Consider the following 18,898-nt stretch of genomic DNA (forward strand, 5'->3'; position numbering starts at 1 on the left):
CCCACCGACCAGGACTACGGCTCCCGCGACTACATGGCCCGGGACGGCGAGGGCAACATCTGGAGCTTCGGCACCTACGCACCGCAGGTCTGAGACCCGCAGCGCCCGGGAACCGCGGCGTACGCGCCGGACCCGCGGCGTACGGCCGCGGTCCGGCGCGTACGCGCGTAGCGCGGGTGTCAGGCGCCGCCGGTGTGGACCTGGAAGGCGGCCCGGCGGACCGCCTTGGCCAGGGCCGGGTCCGGATGGGCGGCGGCCAGCGCGACCAGGACCTGCACGGTGCGGGGATGGCCGACCGCGCGGACCTCGTCCAGCAGCCGGGGGACGGTGGTGCGGACGGCCGAGTCCAGGTGGCGGGCCAGCAGCTCGGCCTCGCCGTGGTCGGCGATGGCGGCGGCGGTGTCCACCCAGAGCCAGGTCGACTCCTCCGCGGTGAGCACGTCCTGCGCCTCGTCGGGGTCGACGCCGTCGTGCACGGCGAGCCAGAGCAGCGCGTACGGGCGCAGCGCGGGCTCGCGCACGGCGGCGCGCACCTCGGGCTCCGCGGGGGCACCGACCACGCGCAGCGCCTCGAAGGCGAGGCCGCGCAGCAGGGCGTCCTCGCCGCGGGCGGCCTGGAGGAGCTCGGCGACGGCGTGGCCGACGGGCCGGGCGGCGAGCCAGGCCTGGTACTCGGCGCGGGCCGGTCCGGGGGTGAGCCGCGCGCAGCCGTGCAGCATGGCCGCGGCGGACTGCTCGATGTTCCCGGCGGGGCTCTGCGCCGCGACGCAGATCTGCTCCAGCTTGACCCAGACGGCCCAGCTGCCGAGCGGGGTGAGGGTGGCCCGGGCGGGTCCGAGGGTGACCGCGTCCACGGCGGCGAGGCCGCCGAGCGCCCAGCGCAGCAGCCGGGCGAGCGGGACGGGCCGGGCCTCGGCGGAGCCGGCCGCGGAGGTCGGCTCCGTCGCGGACTCGGCCTCGGCTTCGGCCTCGGCCTCGTAGGGGATCTCGCAGCGCTCGTCGCGCAGTTCGGTGACGCGCTGCCCGAGCAGGTCCAGCAGGTCGGGAACGGTCACCGGGCCCGCGGACAGCTGGAGCAGGGAGAGCAGCTGGGGCATGGCCTCGACGACCTCGGCGACGGCCTCGGGGGCGATGTCGGCGGGGGCCGGGTGGACCAGCGACCAGGCGTCGAAAAGGGCGACCCAGCCGCGCAGTACGGCGGTGTCGTCGCGGTCCCAGGCGCGCAGCCGCCAGCCGGGGCGGGCGTGGCCGCCGTGCACCTCGACGAGGCCGGCGAGGCGGGCGCGGTCCCAGCCGACCCGGATCTGGCCGTGCGTCAGTCCCAGCTCGTCGGCTGCGCGTTCGACGTCGGCCGCGGGCAGGGCTCCCGTAGGAGCGGGCCGGCCCCCGTCCACCGCGCCGAGGTTGCGTTCCGCCCAGCGGGTCAGGCGTACGGCGTCCGCCAGCGAGGCCCGGGCCCGGTTCGCCAGGTCGGCGGTGGCCGGGGTGCCCGCCGGGGGGCGCGGGGCGGGGCGGGTGCGGCGGTCGGTCACCGCCTTGCGTGCCGCGGCGACGGAGCGCGGGGAGACGAGTCGGAGTCTGGAGTCGCGAGCCAACTGCTCATCAGGCTTTCGGGACGTCACGGAAGCAGTCTCGCCCGTCACTGGCCGAAAGCCCAAACGGAATCGGCTCCTTCCCCGCCTGTCCCAGGGGCAGACCGGGACAACCCGCCCGCAGGGCCCGGTCCGTCACACGCCCTTCACATCAGAGGGGTGAGGAAGCGGCGCAGGGCTTCCTCGTATCCGGCGGGGTCGGCGTTCCACATCGCCCCGTGCCCGGCCTCCCGCACCGTGTGCAGGGTGATCAGGTCGGGGCGGGCGGCGGCGAGCCGCCGGGAGGGCTGCCAGGGGGCGATCGTGTCGTCGGGGCCGTGGAAGATCAGTACGGGGACCTTCAGGGCTCCGGGGTCGGCGCCGGGCGGCAGCCGGTCGGCGCGCAGCCCTGCGCGGCCCTCGGCGGCCCGCACGGCCAGCGGCAGCACCGGGGCCGGGGTGCGGCGCGCCGCGGCGAGTGCGCGCAGGGTGGCGTGCCAGTCGAGCACGGGCGAGTCCAGCACCAGGCCGGAGATCCGGTCGGCGAGCGCCGAGCGCTCGACGGCGTGCAGGGCCATGGTGGCGCCGGTGGACCAGCCGTGCAGGACCACGCGCCGGGCGCCGTAGCGCAGGGCGTAGCGGATGGCGGCGTCCAGGTCCCGCCACTCGGACTCGCCGAGGTGGCCGAGGCCGTCGGGGGGTTCGGGGGCGCCGAGGTCGCCGCGGTAGCCGAGGTCCAGTACGGGCAGCCGGTGGCGGTGCAGGAGGGGCATGACCACCATCGGGTGCTCACGGCCGGCGCCGAGTCCGTGCACGGTGATCACCCAGGTGTCCCGGGCGGCGGGCACGAACCACGCGGGCAGCGCGCCGAGCTCGCCGGGGACGTCCACGTCGGCGTGGTCGAGCCCGAGCGCGGTGCGCGGATCGCCGACGTGGACCTGGGGGGTGAGGGTGACCCGGGTGCCGGGGTCGAGGCTGCCGTGGGTGACGGAGAGGAGCCGGCGCACGACGGTGTCGGGGCCGTGGGCGGCGTCCGGGAGCACGGGCCCGACGACGGCGTGCACACCGGGTGCCGCCAGGGCGTACACGCCGGGGCGCAGGGAGGCGAGCGAGCGGGTGAGCGCGATCCTGCCGTCGCCGGCGGAATGGACGCTGAGCCGCGGTCCGCCGGGGAGCGGGACACCGGGCCGGGGGCGCAGGGCGGCATCGGCGGCGTACCGGCCGGCCGCCACGGCGGCCGCGCCCGCCCCGAGGAGGGTCGTCGTGACGGCCGCTGCCGTCGCTGTCACGGTACGCACCGTTCCAGTGTGGTCGCGCAGAGTCCGGCGAGCCACCGGAGGGCACTCTTCCGGGTCTACGCGGGGAGAGTGATCTGGGTCTCTTTCGAGGGACGGCGGGGGTGACCCCGTGCACCACCGGGGACACGCGGAGGGGTTCATTCACCCGGCTTTGGCCTGCGCTTATGCTGAAATCTACGCAAGAATCCGGACGAATGTCCCGATCGCGCCCCGTGCCCGTACACCGCTCCGCCGGAGCCAGTTCACCTTCCGTTCATCCAGGTTGCCTACGTTCACCGAGCCACTGACGCCAAACAGAAGCCTGGGTAAATGGAGCACATAACGCTTCTCCTCGGGATCGTGATCATCACCGCTCTCGTGTTCGACTTCACGAACGGTTTTCACGACACGGCCAACGCGATGGCCACCACCATCTCGACCGGCGCCCTCAAGCCCAAGACCGCGGTGGCCATGTCCGCCGTGCTCAACCTCGTCGGCGCGTTCATGTCCGTGGAGGTCGCCAAGACGATCTCCAAGGGCCTCGTCAATGAGGAAGGCATCCAGCCAGAGGTGATCTTCGCCGCCCTGGTCGGCGCGATCCTCTGGAACCTCGTCACCTGGCTGGTCGGACTTCCGTCCAGTTCCTCCCACGCCCTGATGGGCGGCCTGATCGGTGCCGCGGTCGCCTCCGCCGGCATCGGCGCGGTCAACGGCGGGGTCGTCGTGACCAAGGTCCTCATCCCCGCGATCGCCGCCCCGCTGGTCGCCGGCGTCGCCGCGTACCTGGCCGCCAAGCTCACCTACAAGCTGGGTGGCAAGGTCGGCGAGAAGACCTCGGCCAAGGGCTACCGCGCCGGTCAGATCGCCTCGGCCGGTCTGGTCTCCCTCGCGCACGGCACCAACGACGCGCAGAAGACGATGGGCATCATCACCCTGGCCCTCATCGCCGGCGGCGCGCTCGCGCCCGACGCGAACCCGCCGGTCTGGGTCATCGTCTCCGCCGGCCTGGCCATCGCGCTCGGCACCTACCTGGGCGGCTGGCGCATCATCCGCACCATGGGCAAGGGCCTGACCGACCTGCAGCCGCAGCAGGGCTTCGCCGCCCAGACCTCGGCCGCGTCCGTCATCCTCGCCTCCTCGAACCTGGGCTTCTCGCTCTCCACCACCCACTCGTGCTCCGGTGCGGTCATGGGTGCGGGCCTGGGCCGCAAGGGCGGTGTGGTCCGCTGGTCCACCGCGACCCGCATGTTCGTCGCCTGGGGCCTGACCCTTCCGGCCGCCGCGCTGGTCTCGGCCGGTGCCGAGCTGGTCATGCGCGCCGGTGACATCGGCATCGCCGCCGTCACCGTCTTCCTGGTCGGCTCCTGCCTGGCCATCTGGCTCATCTCGCGCCGCCAGGTCGTCGACCACCACAACGTCAACGACGTCGAGCAGGCGGACGTCGAGGCGCCGGGCGTCGTCACCACGGCGATCGCGGCCGTCACCGTCCCGCCCACCGTCGCCGCGGCCGGCACCACCGCCGCGATCACGGACGAAGACCTCAAGGCCACCATCCCGGCCGCGACGCAGACCCCGGCGGCTCCGGCCGCCACGGTCTGACCGAGACAGAGACACACAGAGGAAACGGCAGTATGAAGATCGACTGGGAAGCGCTCGGCTCCGTCTTCGGGGTCAGCCTCTTCGCCACCGTCGCCCTCGTGGCCCTCTTCACCCTGGGCCTGGTGGGCCTGTCCAAGCACGAGGCCGCCACCGAGCAGGGCGGCTCCGCCACCCTGGCCCGCAGCGGCGCGTACCTGTGCTTCGCGCTCGTCACGGCGGCCGTGACGTACGGGATCTACCTGATCGTCGCCTGACCCCCGCGCCGGCGCGGCCACGGCATGAAAGCTCCCCCCGGGTTCGTCCCGGGGGGAGCTTTCGCATCTCCCGACCCTGCCGCGCCGCAGGTCAACGGCGAGTTGACGGGCCTTCCGGGTGCGTGGTGGACTGCCCGAGCCAATACGGCGGCATGGAGAGGAAGTCCGGTGCGAATCCGGCGCGGTCCCGCCACTGTCACCGGGGAGCGCACGCCGCGCGTGCGCCCCGGGAGCCAGGAACTCTCGCCGCCGGACACGTCGAACCAGGGCGCGGACCCTGAGTGAGGACATACCTGCCACCATGCGTGCCGATCGCGTCTTCGCGTACGGCGCCACGGCGGGCCTGATCGGCGACCGGATCCTCGGGGATCCGCGCCGAGGGCACCCCGTGGCCGCCTTCGGACGAGCCGCCGCCGCCGTCGAGCGTTCCCTGTGGCGTGACCACCGCGGCCGGGGCGTCCTGCACACCCTGCTGTGCGCCGGGGGCGCGGCCGCCGTCGGCGCGCTGGCCGCCCGCGCCGTGCGCTCCCGGCCCGCGGCCGCCCGTATCGCCGTGACCGCCGCCGCCACCTGGGCGGTCGTGGGCGGCACCTCGCTGGGCCGGGAGGCCCGTGCCATCGGCGGCGCGCTCGCCGCCGGCGACGTCGAGGTGGCCCGCGAGCGGCTGCCGCACCTGTGCGGCCGCGACCCCCATTCCCTCGACGGACAGCAGATGGCCCGGGCCGTCGTGGAGTCCGTCGCCGAGAACACCTCCGACGCGGTGGTCGGTGCCCTGGTGTGGGGCGCCGCCGCCGGGGTCCCCGGACTCCTGGCGTTCCGCGCCGTCAACACGCTGGACGCGATGGTCGGCCACAAGTCCCCCCGCCACCTGCGCTACGGCTGGGCCTCCGCCCGGCTCGACGACCTCGCCGGCTGGCCCGGCGCCCGGCTGACGGCCCTGGCCGCCGTGGTGGCCGGTCCCGACCGGCGCGGAGCCGTGCGCGCCTGGCGCGCGGACGCCGCCGCGCACCCGAGCCCGAACGCCGGCCCCGTCGAGGCCTCCTTCGCCGGGGCGCTCGGCGTCAGACTGGGCGGGACCCTGGCCTACGGCGGCCGGGTGGAGCACCGGGCCGTGCTGAACGGCGGGGCGGGGCGGCCGGTGGAGGTCGCCGACATCGAGCGGGCGGTACGGCTCTCGCGGCAGGTGACGTGGCTGGCCCTGGGCGCCTGCGTGGCCACCAGGCTGCTGGTGGCACGAGTACGAGGGGGACGCGCATGAGCGGCACGAGGCGCGGCGGGGGTCTGCTGGTCGCGGGCACCACGTCGGACGCGGGCAAGAGCGTGGTCACGGCGGGTATCTGCCGGTGGCTGGCCCGCCAGGGCGTGAAGGTGGCGCCCTTCAAGGCGCAGAACATGTCGCTGAACTCGTTCGTCACCCGGGAGGGCGCCGAGATCGGGCGCGCCCAGGCGATGCAGGCCCAGGCGGCCCGCGTGGAGCCGACCGCGCTGATGAACCCGGTGCTGCTCAAGCCCGGGAGCGACCGCAGCAGCCAGGTCGTCCTGCTGGGGAAGCCCGTGGGCGAGATGAGCGCGCGCGGGTTCTTCGGGGGGTCCGGGGGGTCGTCCCCCGGGAAGGCGCTGCACGGCGGGCGCCAGGAGCAGCTCCTCGGCGTCGTCACGGACTGCCTGGAGCAGCTTCGGGGCACGTATGACGCCGTGATCTGCGAGGGGGCCGGCAGTCCGGCGGAGATCAACCTGCGCCGGACCGACATCGTGAACATGGGCATCGCGCGGGCCGCGCGCTTCCCGGTGGTCGTGGTCGGCGACATCGACCGCGGCGGGGTCTTCGCGTCCTTCTTCGGGACGACGGCGCTGCTCTCCCCCGAGGACCAGGCGCTGATCGCCGGGTACCTCGTCAACAAGTTCCGCGGCGACGTGTCGCTGCTGGAGCCGGGCATGGAGATGCTGCGCGGCCTGACCGGTCGGGCGACCTACGGGGTGCTGCCGTTCCAGCACGGGCTGGGCATCGACGAGGAGGACGGGCTGCGCGTCTCGCTGCGGGGCGCCGTCCGCGAGTCCGTGGTGGCGCCGCCCGTGGGCGAGGACGTACTGCGGGTCGCCGTGTGCGCGGTGCCGCTGATGTCGAACTTCACGGACGTCGACGCGCTTGCGGCCGAGCCCGGGGTCGTGGTGCGCTTCGTGGACCGCGCGGAGGAGCTGGCCGACGCGGACCTGGTCGTCGTCCCGGGCACCCGCGGCACGGTGAAGGCACTGGCGTGGCTGCGCGAGCGGGGGCTGGCCGACGCCCTGGCGCGGCGCGCCGCCGAGGGCCGGCCGGTGCTGGGCATCTGCGGCGGCTTCCAGGTCCTGGGCCAGCACATCGAGGACGAGGTCGAATCGCGGGCGGGCTCGGTGGCGGGCCTGGAGCTGCTGCCCGTACGCGTCCGCTTCGAACGGGAGAAGACCCTGGCGCGGCCGGTGGGCTCGGCGCTCGGCGAGCCCGTCGAGGGGTACGAGATCCACCACGGCGTGGCCGAGGTCCTGGGCGGGGAGCCCTTCCTGGACGGCTGCCGGGTGGGTGCGGTGTGGGGAACCCACTGGCACGGCTCGCTGGAGTCGGACGGCTTCCGCCGGGCGTTCCTCCGCGAGGTGGCGGCGGCCGCGGGGCGCCGGTTCGTCCCCTCCCCGGACACCTCCTTCGGCACGCTGCGCGAGGAGCAGCTGGACCTGCTGGGCGACCTGATCGAACAGCACGCGGACACGGACGCGCTGCTGAAGCTGATCGAGAGCGGGGCCCCTGCCGGGCTCCCGTTCCTCCCGCCGGGCGCGCCGTGACGGCCGCGGCCCCGCGCCTGCGGCCCCGACGGCCTTCGGGGCGCGGGGGTCCGGGGGCGGAGCCCCCGCCACGGCGCCTCACCGGCACGGACAACAACCCCCGCACGCAGACCCGGATCCGCCCAGAGAGAGGCAACGCATGAGCACGCCCTATCCGTTCACCGCGGTGGTCGGCCAGACCGACCTGCGGCTGGCGCTCCTGCTGAACGCCGTGAGCCCGGCGGTCGGCGGTGTGCTCGTGCGCGGCGAGAAGGGGACCGCCAAGTCCACCGCCGTGCGCGCGCTGTCGGCGCTGCTGCCGCAGGTCGACGTCGTAACCGGCTGCCGGTTCTCGTGCGCGCCCGTCGCGCCGGACCCGGACTGCCCCGACGGTCCGCACGAGGCCGGCCCCGGCGGCGCCCGGCCGGCCCGCATGGTGGAGCTGCCCGTCGGCGCCTCGGAGGACCGCCTCGTCGGTGCCCTCGACATCGAACGGGCCCTCGCCGAGGGTGTGAAGGCCTTCGAGCCTGGCCTGCTCGCCGACGCCCACCGCGGGATCCTCTACGTCGACGAGGTCAACCTGCTCCACGACCACCTGATCGACCTGCTGCTGGACGCCGCCGCGATGGGCGCCTCGTACGTGGAGCGCGAGGGCGTTTCCGTCCGGCACGCGGCCCGGTTCCTGCTCGTCGGCACCATGAACCCGGAGGAGGGCGAGCTGCGCCCGCAGCTCCTCGACCGCTTCGGGCTGACCGTGGAGGTCGCCGCCTCCCGCGAGCCCGCCCAGCGGGTGGAGGTCGTCCGCCGCCGGCTCGCCTACGAGGACGACCCGGCGGGCTTCGCCGCCCGCTGGTCTGGGGACGAGAGCGAGGTCCGCGCCCGGGTCGTGGCCGCGCGGGCGCTGCTTCCGCAGGTCCGCCTCGGCGACAACGCGCTCCTGCAGATCGCCGCGACCTGCGCCGGCTTCGAGGTCGACGGCATGCGGGCCGACATCGTGATGGCCCGGACCGCGACCGCGCTGGCCGCCTGGGCGGGCCGGACGACCGTGCTGAAGGACGACGTACGGCAGGCCGCGCTGCTCGCGCTCCCCCACCGGCGGCGCCGCAACCCCTTCGACGCGCCGGGCCTGGACGAGGACAAGCTGGACGAGATCCTCGACCAGTTCCCCGACGAGGAACCGGAGCACGACCCGGAGCCGGAGCCGGATCCCGGGACCGACCCGGAGCCCGACCCGGACGGGGGCCCCGAGAACCCGCAGGGCCCGGACGACGGCGGCGGCCCCGACGGCGGTGGCGTGCCCCCGCAGGGTGGCGGCCCCCAGGACGCGCAGCCCCCGGCGGAGCCCGCCGAGGCGCCCGCGGAGGCCCCGGAGGGCGCCCCGCAGTCCCCCGCCCAGGAGGCCGGCGGGCCCGAGCAGGCGGCCGTACGGGCGGCCGAGCCGTTCCGGACCAAGATGCTGAGCGTTCCGGGGCTAGGTGAGGGCGCCGCCGGGCGGCGTTCGCGCGCCCGCACCGCGCACGGCCGCACCACCGGCGCCCAGCGCCCCCGCGGCCAGCTCACGAAGCTGCACCTGGCCGCCACCGTGCACGCGGCCGCCCCCCACCAGAAGGCGCGCGGCCGGGCCGGGCGCGGACTGGTGATCCGCAAGGACGACCTGCGCCAGGCCACCCGTGAGGGCCGCGAGGGCAACCTGGTCCTCTTCGTGGTCGACGCCTCCGGCTCCATGGCCGCCCGGCAGCGGATGAGCGCGGTCAAGGGCGCCGTGCTGTCGCTGCTCCTGGACGCCTACCAGCGGCGGGACAAGGTCGGCCTGGTCACCTTCCGCGGCGCCGCAGCCGAGCTGGCGCTGCCGCCCACCTCCTCGGTGGACGCGGCGGCCGCCCGGCTGGAGAAGCTGCCCACCGGCGGCCGCACCCCGCTCGGTTCCGGGCTGCTGAAGGCCCGCGAGGTGCTGCGGATCGAGCGGCTGCGGGATCCGAGCCGCCGCCCGCTGCTGGTCGTGGTCACCGACGGGCGGGCCACCTCGGCCGGGGCCGTCGGCGGCGACCCGCGCGAGCTGACGGCGCGCAGTGCCCGGCTGCTGGCCGCCGAAGGGGTCGCGTCCGTCGTCGTGGACTGCGAGTCGGGTCCGGTCCGGCTGGGCCTGGCCGGAGTACTCGCGGCCGACCTCGGCGGGCCGGCCGTCACCCTCGACGGGCTGCGGGCCGACTCCCTGGCCGGGCTCGTGAAAGACGTACGCACCGCAGTGACCGCTCCCGCTTCCCACACCACCAGGAGGGCCGCGTAATGCCCCAGGGACAGCCGTCCGTCGTTCCGGACGACGGGCTCACCACCCGCCAGCGCCGCAACCGCCCGCTCGTCTTCGTCCACACCGGCCCCGGCAAGGGCAAGTCCACGGCGGCCTTCGGGCTGGCGCTGCGCGCCTGGAACCAGGGCTGGCCGATCGGGGTGTTCCAGTTCGTCAAGTCGGCGAAGTGGAAGGTCGGCGAGGAGAACGCACTCAAGGTGCTCGGCGCCTCCGGCGAGGGCGGCACCGTCGTCTGGCACAAGATGGGCGAGGGCTGGTCCTGGGTCCAGCGGGACGCGCAGCTCGACAACGAGCAGGCGGCCAAGGAGGGCTGGGAGCAGGTCAAGCGCGATCTGGCCGCCGAGACGCACAAGCTGTACGTGCTCGACGAGTTCGCGTACCCGATGCACTGGGGCTGGATCGACGTCGACGAGGTCATCGAGGTGCTGCGCAGCCGTCCCGGCACCCAGCACGTGGTGATCACGGGCCGCAACGCGCCGGAGAAGCTGGTGGAGTTCGCGGACCTCGTCACCGAGATGACGAAGGTCAAGCACCCGATGGACGCCGGCCAGAAGGGCCAGAAGGGGATCGAGTGGTGACTTCGCTCGGCTTCGACGTGCCTCGTCTGGTCATCGCCGCGCCGTCCTCCGGCAGCGGCAAGACCACCGTGGCCACGGGCCTGATGGCGGCCTTCGCGGAGCGCGGCCTCGCCGTGTCGCCGCACAAGGCGGGGCCCGACTACATCGACCCCGGCTACCACGCGCTGGCCACCGGCCGGCCCGGGCGCAACCTCGACGCCTTCATGTGCGGGCCGGAGCTGGTCGCTCCGCTGTTCGCGCACGGGGCGGCCGGGTGCGACCTGGCCGTGGTCGAGGGCGTGATGGGGCTCTACGACGGGGCCGCGGGCCGGGGCGAGCTGGCATCGACGGCGCAGGTGGCGAAGTTGCTGCGGGCGCCGGTGGTGCTGGTGGTCGACGCCTCCTCGCAGTCGCGGTCGGTGGCGGCGCTGGTGCACGGCTTCGCCTCCTTCGACCCGCAGGTGCGCCTGGGCGGCGTGATCCTCAACAAGGTCGGCTCCGACCGGCACGAGGTGATGCTGCGGGAGGCCCTGGAGGAGGCGGGGATGCCCGTGCTCGGTGTCCTGCGGCGGGCCCCGCAGGTGGCCACGCCCTCGCGCCACCTGGGGCTGGTGCCGGTGGCCGAGCGGCACGCCGACGCGCTGGCAGCCGTGGCGGCGCTGGCCGAGCAGGTGCGGGCGGGCTGCGACCTGGACGCGCTGATGGCGCTGGCGCGGACGGCCCCGCCCCTGTCCTGCGAGCCGTGGTCGCCGCACGATTCGATCTCTCCGGCGATCGGGGCGCGGGGGGCCGGGGCCGGCGGCGGAGCCGCACCGGTCATCGCCGTCGCCGGCGGCCCGGCGTTCACGTTCTCGTACGCCGAACACACCGAGCTGCTGCAGGCGGCGGGCGCGGAGGTCGTCACCTTCGACCCGCTGCGGGACGAGGCGCTGCCCGAGGGGACCGGCGGCCTGGTGATCGGCGGCGGCTTCCCGGAGGTGTACGCGCCCGAGCTGTCCGCCAACGGGGCGCTGCGCGAGGCCGTTTCGGCGTTCGCCGCGGCCGGCGGTCCGGTGGCGGCCGAGTGCGCCGGACTGCTGTACCTGGCGCGGTCGCTGGACGGGAAGCCCATGTGCGGGGTGCTCGACGCGGACGCGCGGATGTCGGAGCGGCTGACCCTCGGCTACCGCGAGGCAGTGGCGGTGTCCGACAGCTCGCTCGCGCCGGCCGGTACCCGGCTGCGCGGGCACGAGTTCCACCGGACGGTGATCGAGCCGGGCGCGGGGGCGGCTCCCGCGTGGGGGTTCACGCACCCGGAGCGCCGGGTCGAGGGCTTCGTCCAGGGCGGCGTGCACGCCAGTTATCTGCACACGCACTGGGCGGCGGAGCCGTCCGTCGCCCGCCGTTTCGCCGAGGCCGCGGCCGCGAGGACGGCGGCCGTACGGGAAGCCGCGGCAGCACGGCGGTGAACCCTGCCGGCTCACTCCGCGATGCCCACCACCAGCCAGATCCCGGCCACCCCGCCCACCGTGCACATCAGCGTGGACAGGGCGGGGTGCTTGTGGTGCGCCTCGGGCAGGATCTCGGCGGCCGCGAGGTAGAGCAGAAGGCCTCCGAAGAACCCGAGGTACGCGCCGAGGGGTTCCTCCGGAAGGGTGAACAGCAAAGTGGACGCGGCGCCCACCACCGGGGCGAGCGCGTCCGCGAAGAGCATCATCAGGGCCTTGCGGCGGTCGTTCCCGTAGAGGCTGGTGAGCGTGTACGTGTTGAACCCGTCGGCGAAGTCGTGGGTGATCACGGCCAGCGCCACGGCCACGCCCATCCCGCCGCCGACCTGGAAGGCCGCGCCGAGTGCCACCCCGTCGGCGAGGCTGTGGGCGACCATCGCGGCGGCCGCGGTGAGCCCGACCTGCGGGACGCGCGCGCCGTTCTCGGCGCCGTGCGCGGCCTGGCGCACGGCCAGCAGCCGTTCGACGACGTGGGCGACCAGGAAGCCGGCCACGAAGAGCAGCAGGGCGAGCGGGACGCCGAAGACCTCCCGGCCGGCCGCGTGCAGGGCTTCCGGGAGCAGGTCGAGGCCGACGACGCCGAGCATGAGCCCGCCCGCCAGGCCCAGCACGAGGTGGCGGCGGTCGGTGACGCGCTGCGCCGTCCAACCGCCCAGCAGGGTCATCAGGAACGCGCCCAGCGCCACGATCACGGCCATGTGCCCCTGAATACAGACTCCTCGGCCCGCGTGCACGTCCGCGCGCGGGTGGCGGGCGTAGCGGTGTTGACGAATGAATGACCGGTCTCGGGTGATGTGCCGGTGACGGTGACTACGGAGGGAGGCCCCGCGGTGGGCGAGTACACGACGCGGCTGGTGGTCGGGGTCGGCGGCCGTGCGGGGGTCTCCGTCGAGGAGATCTGCGCCCTGGTCGAGGAGACGCTGCGGGGCGCCGGACTGGCCGCGGAGGCGGTCACGGCGCTGGCCACGGTGGAGTCGAAGGCGGCCGAGGCCGGGATCGCCGGCGCGGCGGAACGTTTCGGCGTGCCCGTCCTCGGCTATCCCGCGGACCGGCTTGCCGCCGTCGCCGTACCGCACCCCTCGGAGGCGGCGCGGGCCGCGACCGGTACCCCCTCGGTGGCGGAGGCCGCGGCCCTCGTCGCGGGCGGGGAACTCCTCGTGCCCAAGCGGCGCTCGCTGTCGGCGACCTGCGCGGTGGCCACGGCCGAGGCGCACGACCTGCGCCACCACGGGGACGCCGAGGTGGTGGACGCGGGCTCCGCCCTGGTGGACCTCGCGGTCAACGTGCGGGCGCACACGCCCCCGGAGTGGCTCAAGCAGCGGATCGCCGCCTCCCTCGGGGACCTCGCCGCGTATCCCGACGGCCGGGCCGCCCGTGCGGCGGTGGCGGCCCGGCACGGGCTGCCGGTCGAGCGGGTGCTGCTGACGGCCGGGGCGGCGGAGGCCTTCGTGCTGATCGCGCGGGCCCTGGGCGCGGTGCGGCCGGTCGTGGTGCATCCGCAGTTCACCGAGCCGGAGGCGGCACTGCGGGACGCCGGCCACCGGGTCGAGCGGGTGGTGCTGCGCGCCGCGGACGGGTTCCGGCTCGATCCGGCGGCCGTGCCGGAGGACGCGGACCTGGTGGTCATCGGCAATCCCACCAACCCGACGTCCGTCCTGCACCCGGCGGCGACGCTGGCCCGGCTGGCCCGGCCGGGCCGGATCCTGGTGGTGGACGAGGCGTTCATGGACGCCGTCCCGGGCGAGCGGGAGGCACTCGCGGGCCGGACGGACCTGCCGGGGCTGGTGGTCCTGCGGAGCCTGACGAAGACATGGGGTCTGGCGGGGCTGCGGATCGGCTACGTGCTGGCCGAGCCCGAGGTGATCGCGAAGCTGGCGGCGGCGCAGCCGCTGTGGCCGGTGTCCACGCCCGCCCTGGTGGCGGCCGAGGCCTGCGTGGCTCCGGCGGCGCTGGCCGAGGCGGAGGAGGCGGCCCGGCGGATCGCGGTGGACCGGGCGCATCTGCTGGCGGGGCTGGCGGAGTTCGACGAGGTGGAGGTCGTGGGCGTGGCCGAGGGGCCGTTCGTCCTGATCCGGGTGGCAGAGGGCGCCGAGGTCCGCATCCGGCTGCGGGCCCTGGGGTTCGCGGTCCGGCGCGGGGACACCTTCCCCGGGCTGGACCGGAGCTGGATCCGGCTGGCGGTGCGCGACCGGGCGACGACGGGACGGCTGCTGCAGGCCCTGGACCGCGCGCTCGCCCTGACCTCCCGCTGACCTCGCGCTTCCTTTCCGCCCCCTCCCCTGACCTGCGTGTTTCCTTGGGCTGCGGGCTCGGGTTCACTCGAACGGCCCACCTACGATGGCTGCGGGGGCGGGGCCGTTCGAGGATCCCCGCATCGGTTCACGAACAACGGGGGTCGGGAATGAAGCCATCCACCGCGACAGGCGCTGCGCTGGCCGCACTGGTGGTCGCGGGCGGCGCGCTGTACGCCGTACCGCAGCTGCTCGACGGGGGCGGCGCACCCGCCGCACAGCAGCAGCTGGGGGGCGAGCAGGGCCGCGACGGGACGTCCCGGCCGACGGCCCAGGCCGCTCCCGCCGTCCCGGCCGGGCAGCCGTTCACCCTGGTGGCGACCGGGGACATCATCCCGTACCCGTCGATCATCCAGCGGGCGGGGGACGACGCCGACACAGCCGGGGAGTACGACTTCCGGAAGATACTCGCCGGGGTCAAACCCCTCGTCTCCGCCGCCGACCTGGCGATATGCCACCACGAGATACCGTACGGGCGCCCCGGCGGCCCCTACACCGGCTACCCCACCTTCAAGGCGCCGCACCAGCTGGCGGACGCCCTGAAGGACGCCGGGTACGACGGGTGTTCCACCGCCTCGAACCACACGCTGGACGACGGCTACGAGGGCCTGGCGCGCACCCTGGAGCACCTGGACCGGGTCGGCATCCCGCACGTCGGCTCGGCGCGCAGCGCGGAGGAGGCCAAGGCGCCGGCCCTGCTCTCCGCGGGCGGCGCGAAGGTCGCCCAGCTGTCGTACACGTACGGCACGAACGGCATCCCGCTCCCCCGGGACAAGCCGTGGGCCGTGAACCTGATCGACAAGGACCGGATCATCGCCGACGCCCGCGCGGCCCGGGCGGGCGGCGCGAACGTGGTGGTGCTCAGCGTCCACTGGGGCACCGAGTGGCAGACGGCGCCCGACGAGCAGCAGAAGGATCTGGCGCAGGCGCTGACCGCCTCCCGCTCGGCCGACGGCCTCCCCGACATCGACCTGATCATCGGCACGCACAACCACGTGCCGCAGCCCTACGAGAAGATCAACGGCACGTGGGTGGTCTTCGGGATGGGCGACCAGGTCGCCAGCTTCGTCCCGGCCGACAAGCTGCGCGGCAACCAGTCCTCGGTCCCGCGCTTCACCTTCGCCCCGGCGGCGGACCGTCCGGGCCGCTGGGAGGTGGTGAAGGCCGAGTACCTCACGCAGTACTCGGACATGGGCCCGCCGTTCCGCGTCGTCTGTGCCTCCTGCGCGGCCTCGGACGGGGCGCTCCCGGCCGCGAAGCGCGAGGCGTACGCGCGGATCGACCGGCAGGTCACCGACGCCGTGCTGTCGCGGGGCGCGGACGGGCAGGGACTGGCCCACGCCACCCGTTGAACACTCCCCTCCGATGTGCTCGCCGGGTGGCGGGGGGGCCGGGGTCGCCCGGTGGCCCCTACTGGGTCCTGCCCCGGCGGGTCAGGAAGAGCGCGCCGCCGCCGAGCGCGAGCAGGGTCAGCGCACCGCCCGTGATGAAGGGGGTGAGCGAACCGCCGCCGGTCTCGGCCAGGTTGGCGTCCGCGGTGGTGCCCGATCCGCTGCCGCCGGAGCCGGCGGTGGTGCCCGAGCCCGCGGTGGTGCCGGTGCCCGTCCCGGTCTGGGTCTTGATGTCGGGCTGCTCGGGTGCCTTCGTCGTCGGGGCCGAGCCCTTCGGGGACTCGCAGTGCGCCTCGGCCAGCACGATCTCGCCGTCGACCTGTGCCACGTTCAGGTTCAGCGGGTTCACCGCCACCTTCAGGCGGAGCGCGGCCGCGGCGGCCGTGGTGGAGGTGGTCTCGGTGCCGGACAGCTCCAGGCTGACCATGCCCACGCCCGGCACCTCGACCTTGGTGGGACCGCCCGCCGACAGGGTGACCTTCTTGCCGAGCGCGGTCACCGTGCCGAGGACGTTCGCGCTGGCCACCGGCTTCTTGCCGGCTTCGCAGACGGCCTTGGAGGTGACCTTCTCCACCTCGATGAGCGACAGCAGCGGCAGCCCGGGCACGTGCACGCGGGCCTTGGCCAGGTTGGCCTCGGCCTCCGCCTTCGTCTTGTCCGCGGTGGCCCTGGAGGTGGCGACGTCGGCGCGCAGGACACTGACCGGGCGGTTCCCCTCCACCCCGTCCAGGGTGACGGTCAGCGCCGTCTTCTCGGCCTTCGCGGGGGCACTGACCTCGTTGAGGGTCGCCTTCAGCGGGACGTGCACGGTCTTGTTGAGCAGGCCCACGTCCAGTCCGGTGCGCAGGACCACGGCACCGGACGTGCCCTCTCCGCCCGCGGGGGTGCCTCCCGTGGCGGAGGCGGGCGGTGCGGTGAGCAGGACGACCGCTCCCGTGGCGAGCAGAACGGCCGCGGGCATGCGGAAGGTGTTGCTGTTCAAGGTGGTGGAACCCCCGGGGAGTTGGGTGCCGTCGCGCGGCCAATGGGGGACATCGCGCGCGCCGACGGCTTCGACCCTGGGAATCCTTACTCAATGTGGGTGACGGGGCAGCTACCTGAGGCCACTTCACCCCAACGGGTGGTTTCCGTGCGGGGTTTCGAATTGCGGCTCCGCTCACCGCACCGCGCTCAGGCCCTGACCCTGCCGTCGACGACCACCCGTCGCGGCCGCGCCAGAACGCCCACGTCGGCCCGCGGATCGGCGTCGTAGACCACCAGGTCCGCCGGCGCGCCCTCGGTGAGCCCCGGCCTGCCGAGCCACTCGCGCGCCGCCCAGGCCGTCGCCGAGAGGGCGTCGAGCGCCGGGATCCCGGCCTTCACCAGCTCGGCGACCTCCGCCGCGACCAGGCCGTGCGGCAGGGAACCCCCGGCGTCGGTGCCGACGTAGACCTCGATGCCCGCGTCGTAGGCGGCGCGGACGGTGTCGTAGCGCCGCTCGTGGAGCCGCCGCATGTGCGCCGACCAGCGGGGGAACTTCGCGTCGCCGCCCGCCGCGAGTTTCGGGAAGGTCGCGATGTTGACGAGGGTGGGGACGATGGCCACCCCGCGCTCGGCGAACAGCGGGATGGTGTCCTCGGTGAGGCCGGTGGCGTGTTCGATGCAGTCGATGCCCGCCTCGACGAGGTCGCGCAGCGCGTCCTCGGCGAAGCAGTGCGCGGTGACGCGGGCGCCCAGCCGGTGTGCCTCGGCGATGGCCGCCTCGACCTCGGCGCGCGGCCAGCAGGCCGTCAGGTCGCCGGCGTCGCGGTCGATCCAGTCGCCGACCAGCTTCACCCAGCCGTCGCCGCGCCGCGCCTCGCGGCCGACGTACTCGACGAGGTCGGCCGGCTCGATCTCGTGGGCGTAGTTGCGGATGTAGCGGCGGGTGCGCGCGATGTGCCGGCCCGCCCGGATGATCTTCGGCAGGTCTTCGCGGTCGTCGATCCAGCGGGTGTCGGAGGGCGATCCGGCGTCGCGGATCAGGAGGGTGCCCGCGTCGCGGTCGGTGAGCGCCTGGCGCTCGGCCGTGTCCGCGTCGACCGGGCCGTGGGCGTCCAGCCCCACGTGGCAGTGCGCGTCGACCAGCCCGGGCAGGACCCAGCCGGTGACCGCGGTGACCTCGCGGGCACCGGGCGGGCGCTCGTAGGAGACGCGCCCGCCGACCACCCAGAGCTCGTCGCGGACCTCGTCGGGCCCGACCAGCACCCGCCCCTTCACGTGCAGCACATCGCTCATGGCGGCACTGTAGCCGCGGCCCCCGCCGGGTCAGGAGGCGGAGAGCACGTCCAGCAGCCGGTCCACCTCCGCCTCGGTGTTGTACAGGTGGAACGAGGCCCGCAGCAGGCCCGCCCGGGCGGACGTCATGACACCGGCCGCCTGCAGGGCGGGCTGCCGGTCGGCCAGGCCGGGCACGGAGACGATGGCGGAATCGCCGGGCACGGGCTCGTGGCCGAGGCTCGCCAGGCCGGCGCGGTAGCGGGCGGCCAGGGCGGTGTCGTGGGCGTGCACGGCCTCGATGCCGATCCGCTCGATGAGGGCGAGCGAGACGTCCGCCGCGTGGTAGGCGAGGAAGGCCGGGGACTCGTCGAACCGCCGTGCGGAGTCGGCCAGTCGCGGCATCGGCCCGTAGACGGCGTCCCACATGGACTCCGCCGCCACCCAGCCGGCGTGCAGCGGGGTCAGGGCGTCCTGGGCTTCGCGCGACACGGTCAGGAAGGAGGCCCCCCGGACGCTGAGCAGCCACTTGAAGCCGACGGCGACCGTGTAGTCGTAGGGCGAGGCGTCGAAGGGGAGCCAGCCCGCCGCCTGGGACGCGTCCACGAGCATCCGGGCCCCGTGCGCCGCCGTCGCCCCGCGCACCGCCGCCAGGTCGGCCTTGCGCCCGTCCGCGGACTGTACGGCGCTCAGCGAGACCAGGGCGGTGTCCGGGCCGACGGCCTCGGCGAGGGACTCCAGCGGCGCGAACCGCACCTTGAGGTCGTCCCGCACCACGAACGGGTTGATCACGGAGGCGAAGTCGCCCTCCGGGCAGAGCACTTCCGCGCCGGAGGGGAGCGAGGCCGCGACGAGGCCGACATGCGTGGACACGGCCGAGCCGACGGCCACCCGGTCGGCGTCCACGCCGACCAGGCGGGCGAACGAGGCGCGGGCGCGGTCCACACGGTCGAAGTCGCCGAATCCGGCGGGGATCCCGGCCCCCGCCGCCTCGGCCAGCTCCCGTACGGCCGCGACGGCGGCACGCGGGACCACCCCGCAGTTGGCGGAGTTGAGATAGGTGGTGGAGTGGGCGAACTCGGCACGGGTCGCTTCGGCGATCGGAAGATCCATGCCGTCAACTCTGCGCCAGGAA

General features: G+C 74.9%; 15 protein-coding genes, 1 pseudogene and 1 riboswitch. Of the genes and pseudogenes, 10 read left to right on the plus strand and 6 right to left on the minus strand.

What is annotated here, in order from left to right; genetic code table 11:
* Positions 1–93: pseudogene (locus E6U81_RS41245) on the plus strand (glyoxalase); the annotation flags it as partial.
* Between the two features lie 86 nt (positions 94–179).
* On the opposite strand, the gene E6U81_RS27040 reads toward E6U81_RS41245, so the two are convergent.
* Positions 180–1,532: a hypothetical protein gene (locus tag E6U81_RS27040; RefSeq protein ID WP_136232769.1), complete on the minus strand. Its 1,353-nt coding sequence runs from the start codon at positions 1,530–1,532 to the stop codon at positions 180–182.
* A gap of 206 nt (positions 1,533–1,738) precedes the next feature.
* A complete protein-coding gene (locus tag E6U81_RS27045) occupies positions 1,739–2,869 on the minus strand; it encodes an alpha/beta fold hydrolase (RefSeq protein ID WP_136232688.1) in 1,131 nt (376 codons plus the stop codon).
* A gap of 309 nt (positions 2,870–3,178) precedes the next feature.
* Between E6U81_RS27045 and E6U81_RS27050 the strand changes: the two genes are divergently transcribed.
* From E6U81_RS27050 to E6U81_RS27080, 7 genes are all read left to right on the plus strand, one after another.
* Positions 3,179–4,447, plus strand: coding sequence for an inorganic phosphate transporter (locus E6U81_RS27050; protein ID WP_136232689.1), 1,269 nt, complete (start codon positions 3,179–3,181; stop codon positions 4,445–4,447).
* A 32-nt stretch (positions 4,448–4,479) separates the two neighbouring features.
* Complete coding sequence (locus E6U81_RS27055) at positions 4,480–4,701, plus strand: hypothetical protein (protein WP_046775416.1); 222 nt, start codon at positions 4,480–4,482, stop codon at positions 4,699–4,701.
* Positions 4,702–4,857: 156 nt separating this feature from the next.
* A riboswitch (cobalamin riboswitch) is annotated at positions 4,858–4,944 on the plus strand.
* Positions 4,945–5,002: 58 nt separating this feature from the next.
* Positions 5,003–5,959: a cobalamin biosynthesis protein gene (locus E6U81_RS27060; protein ID WP_136232690.1), complete on the plus strand. Its 957-nt coding sequence runs from the start codon at positions 5,003–5,005 to the stop codon at positions 5,957–5,959.
* Entirely contained in the window at positions 5,956–7,515 is a 1,560-nt protein-coding gene (locus tag E6U81_RS27065) for a cobyric acid synthase (RefSeq protein ID WP_136232691.1), read from the plus strand. Before E6U81_RS27060 ends, E6U81_RS27065 begins: the two co-directional genes overlap by 4 nt.
* Before the next feature lie 139 nt (positions 7,516–7,654).
* The gene (locus tag E6U81_RS27070; RefSeq protein WP_136232692.1) at positions 7,655–9,781 is read left to right on the plus strand and encodes a putative cobaltochelatase; all 2,127 of its coding nucleotides are present in this window, start codon (positions 7,655–7,657) and stop codon (positions 9,779–9,781) included.
* Positions 9,781–10,380 (plus strand): cob(I)yrinic acid a,c-diamide adenosyltransferase, encoded by a 600-nt coding sequence (gene cobO / locus E6U81_RS27075; RefSeq protein ID WP_031149039.1) that lies wholly within the window; start codon positions 9,781–9,783, stop codon positions 10,378–10,380. The genes E6U81_RS27070 and cobO overlap by 1 nt, the downstream gene beginning before the upstream one ends.
* Entirely contained in the window at positions 10,374–11,807 is a 1,434-nt protein-coding gene (locus E6U81_RS27080; protein WP_206310026.1) for a cobyrinate a,c-diamide synthase, read from the plus strand. The genes cobO and E6U81_RS27080 overlap by 7 nt, the downstream gene beginning before the upstream one ends.
* Positions 11,808–11,818: 11 nt before the next feature.
* Here E6U81_RS27080 and E6U81_RS27085 read toward each other — a convergent pair whose 3' ends face one another.
* Entirely contained in the window at positions 11,819–12,544 is a 726-nt protein-coding gene (locus E6U81_RS27085) for a ZIP family metal transporter (RefSeq protein WP_136232693.1), read from the minus strand.
* Between the two features lie 132 nt (positions 12,545–12,676).
* On the opposite strand from E6U81_RS27085, the gene cobC reads away from it, so the two are divergent.
* On the plus strand, positions 12,677–14,098 hold the full coding sequence (gene cobC, locus E6U81_RS27090) for an Rv2231c family pyridoxal phosphate-dependent protein CobC (RefSeq protein ID WP_240804042.1): 1,422 nt from the start codon (positions 12,677–12,679) through the stop codon (positions 14,096–14,098).
* A 149-nt stretch (positions 14,099–14,247) separates the two neighbouring features.
* On the plus strand, positions 14,248–15,489 hold the full coding sequence (locus tag E6U81_RS27095; protein WP_240804043.1) for a CapA family protein: 1,242 nt from the start codon (positions 14,248–14,250) through the stop codon (positions 15,487–15,489).
* Positions 15,490–15,547: 58 nt separating this feature from the next.
* Here the strand turns inward: E6U81_RS27095 and E6U81_RS27100 are convergent, their stop codons facing one another.
* The 3 genes from E6U81_RS27100 to E6U81_RS27110 all read right to left on the minus strand — a co-directional run bounded on the left by E6U81_RS27100 (position 15,548) and on the right by E6U81_RS27110 (position 18,876).
* Entirely contained in the window at positions 15,548–16,510 is a 963-nt protein-coding gene (locus E6U81_RS27100) for an SCO1860 family LAETG-anchored protein (RefSeq protein ID WP_136232694.1), read from the minus strand.
* Between the two features lie 188 nt (positions 16,511–16,698).
* Positions 16,699–17,784, minus strand: coding sequence for an amidohydrolase family protein (locus E6U81_RS27105; protein ID WP_136232695.1), 1,086 nt, complete (start codon positions 17,782–17,784; stop codon positions 16,699–16,701).
* A 30-nt stretch (positions 17,785–17,814) separates the two neighbouring features.
* Positions 17,815–18,876, minus strand: a complete 1,062-nt coding sequence (locus E6U81_RS27110; RefSeq protein WP_136232696.1) for an aminotransferase class V-fold PLP-dependent enzyme — start codon at positions 18,874–18,876, stop codon at positions 17,815–17,817.
* Between the last annotated feature and the right edge of the window lie 22 nt (positions 18,877–18,898).

The sequence above is a fragment of the Streptomyces sp. A0592 genome, from assembly GCF_004795115.1.
GTDB classification, from domain to species: domain Bacteria; phylum Actinomycetota; class Actinomycetes; order Streptomycetales; family Streptomycetaceae; genus Streptomyces; species Streptomyces erythrochromogenes.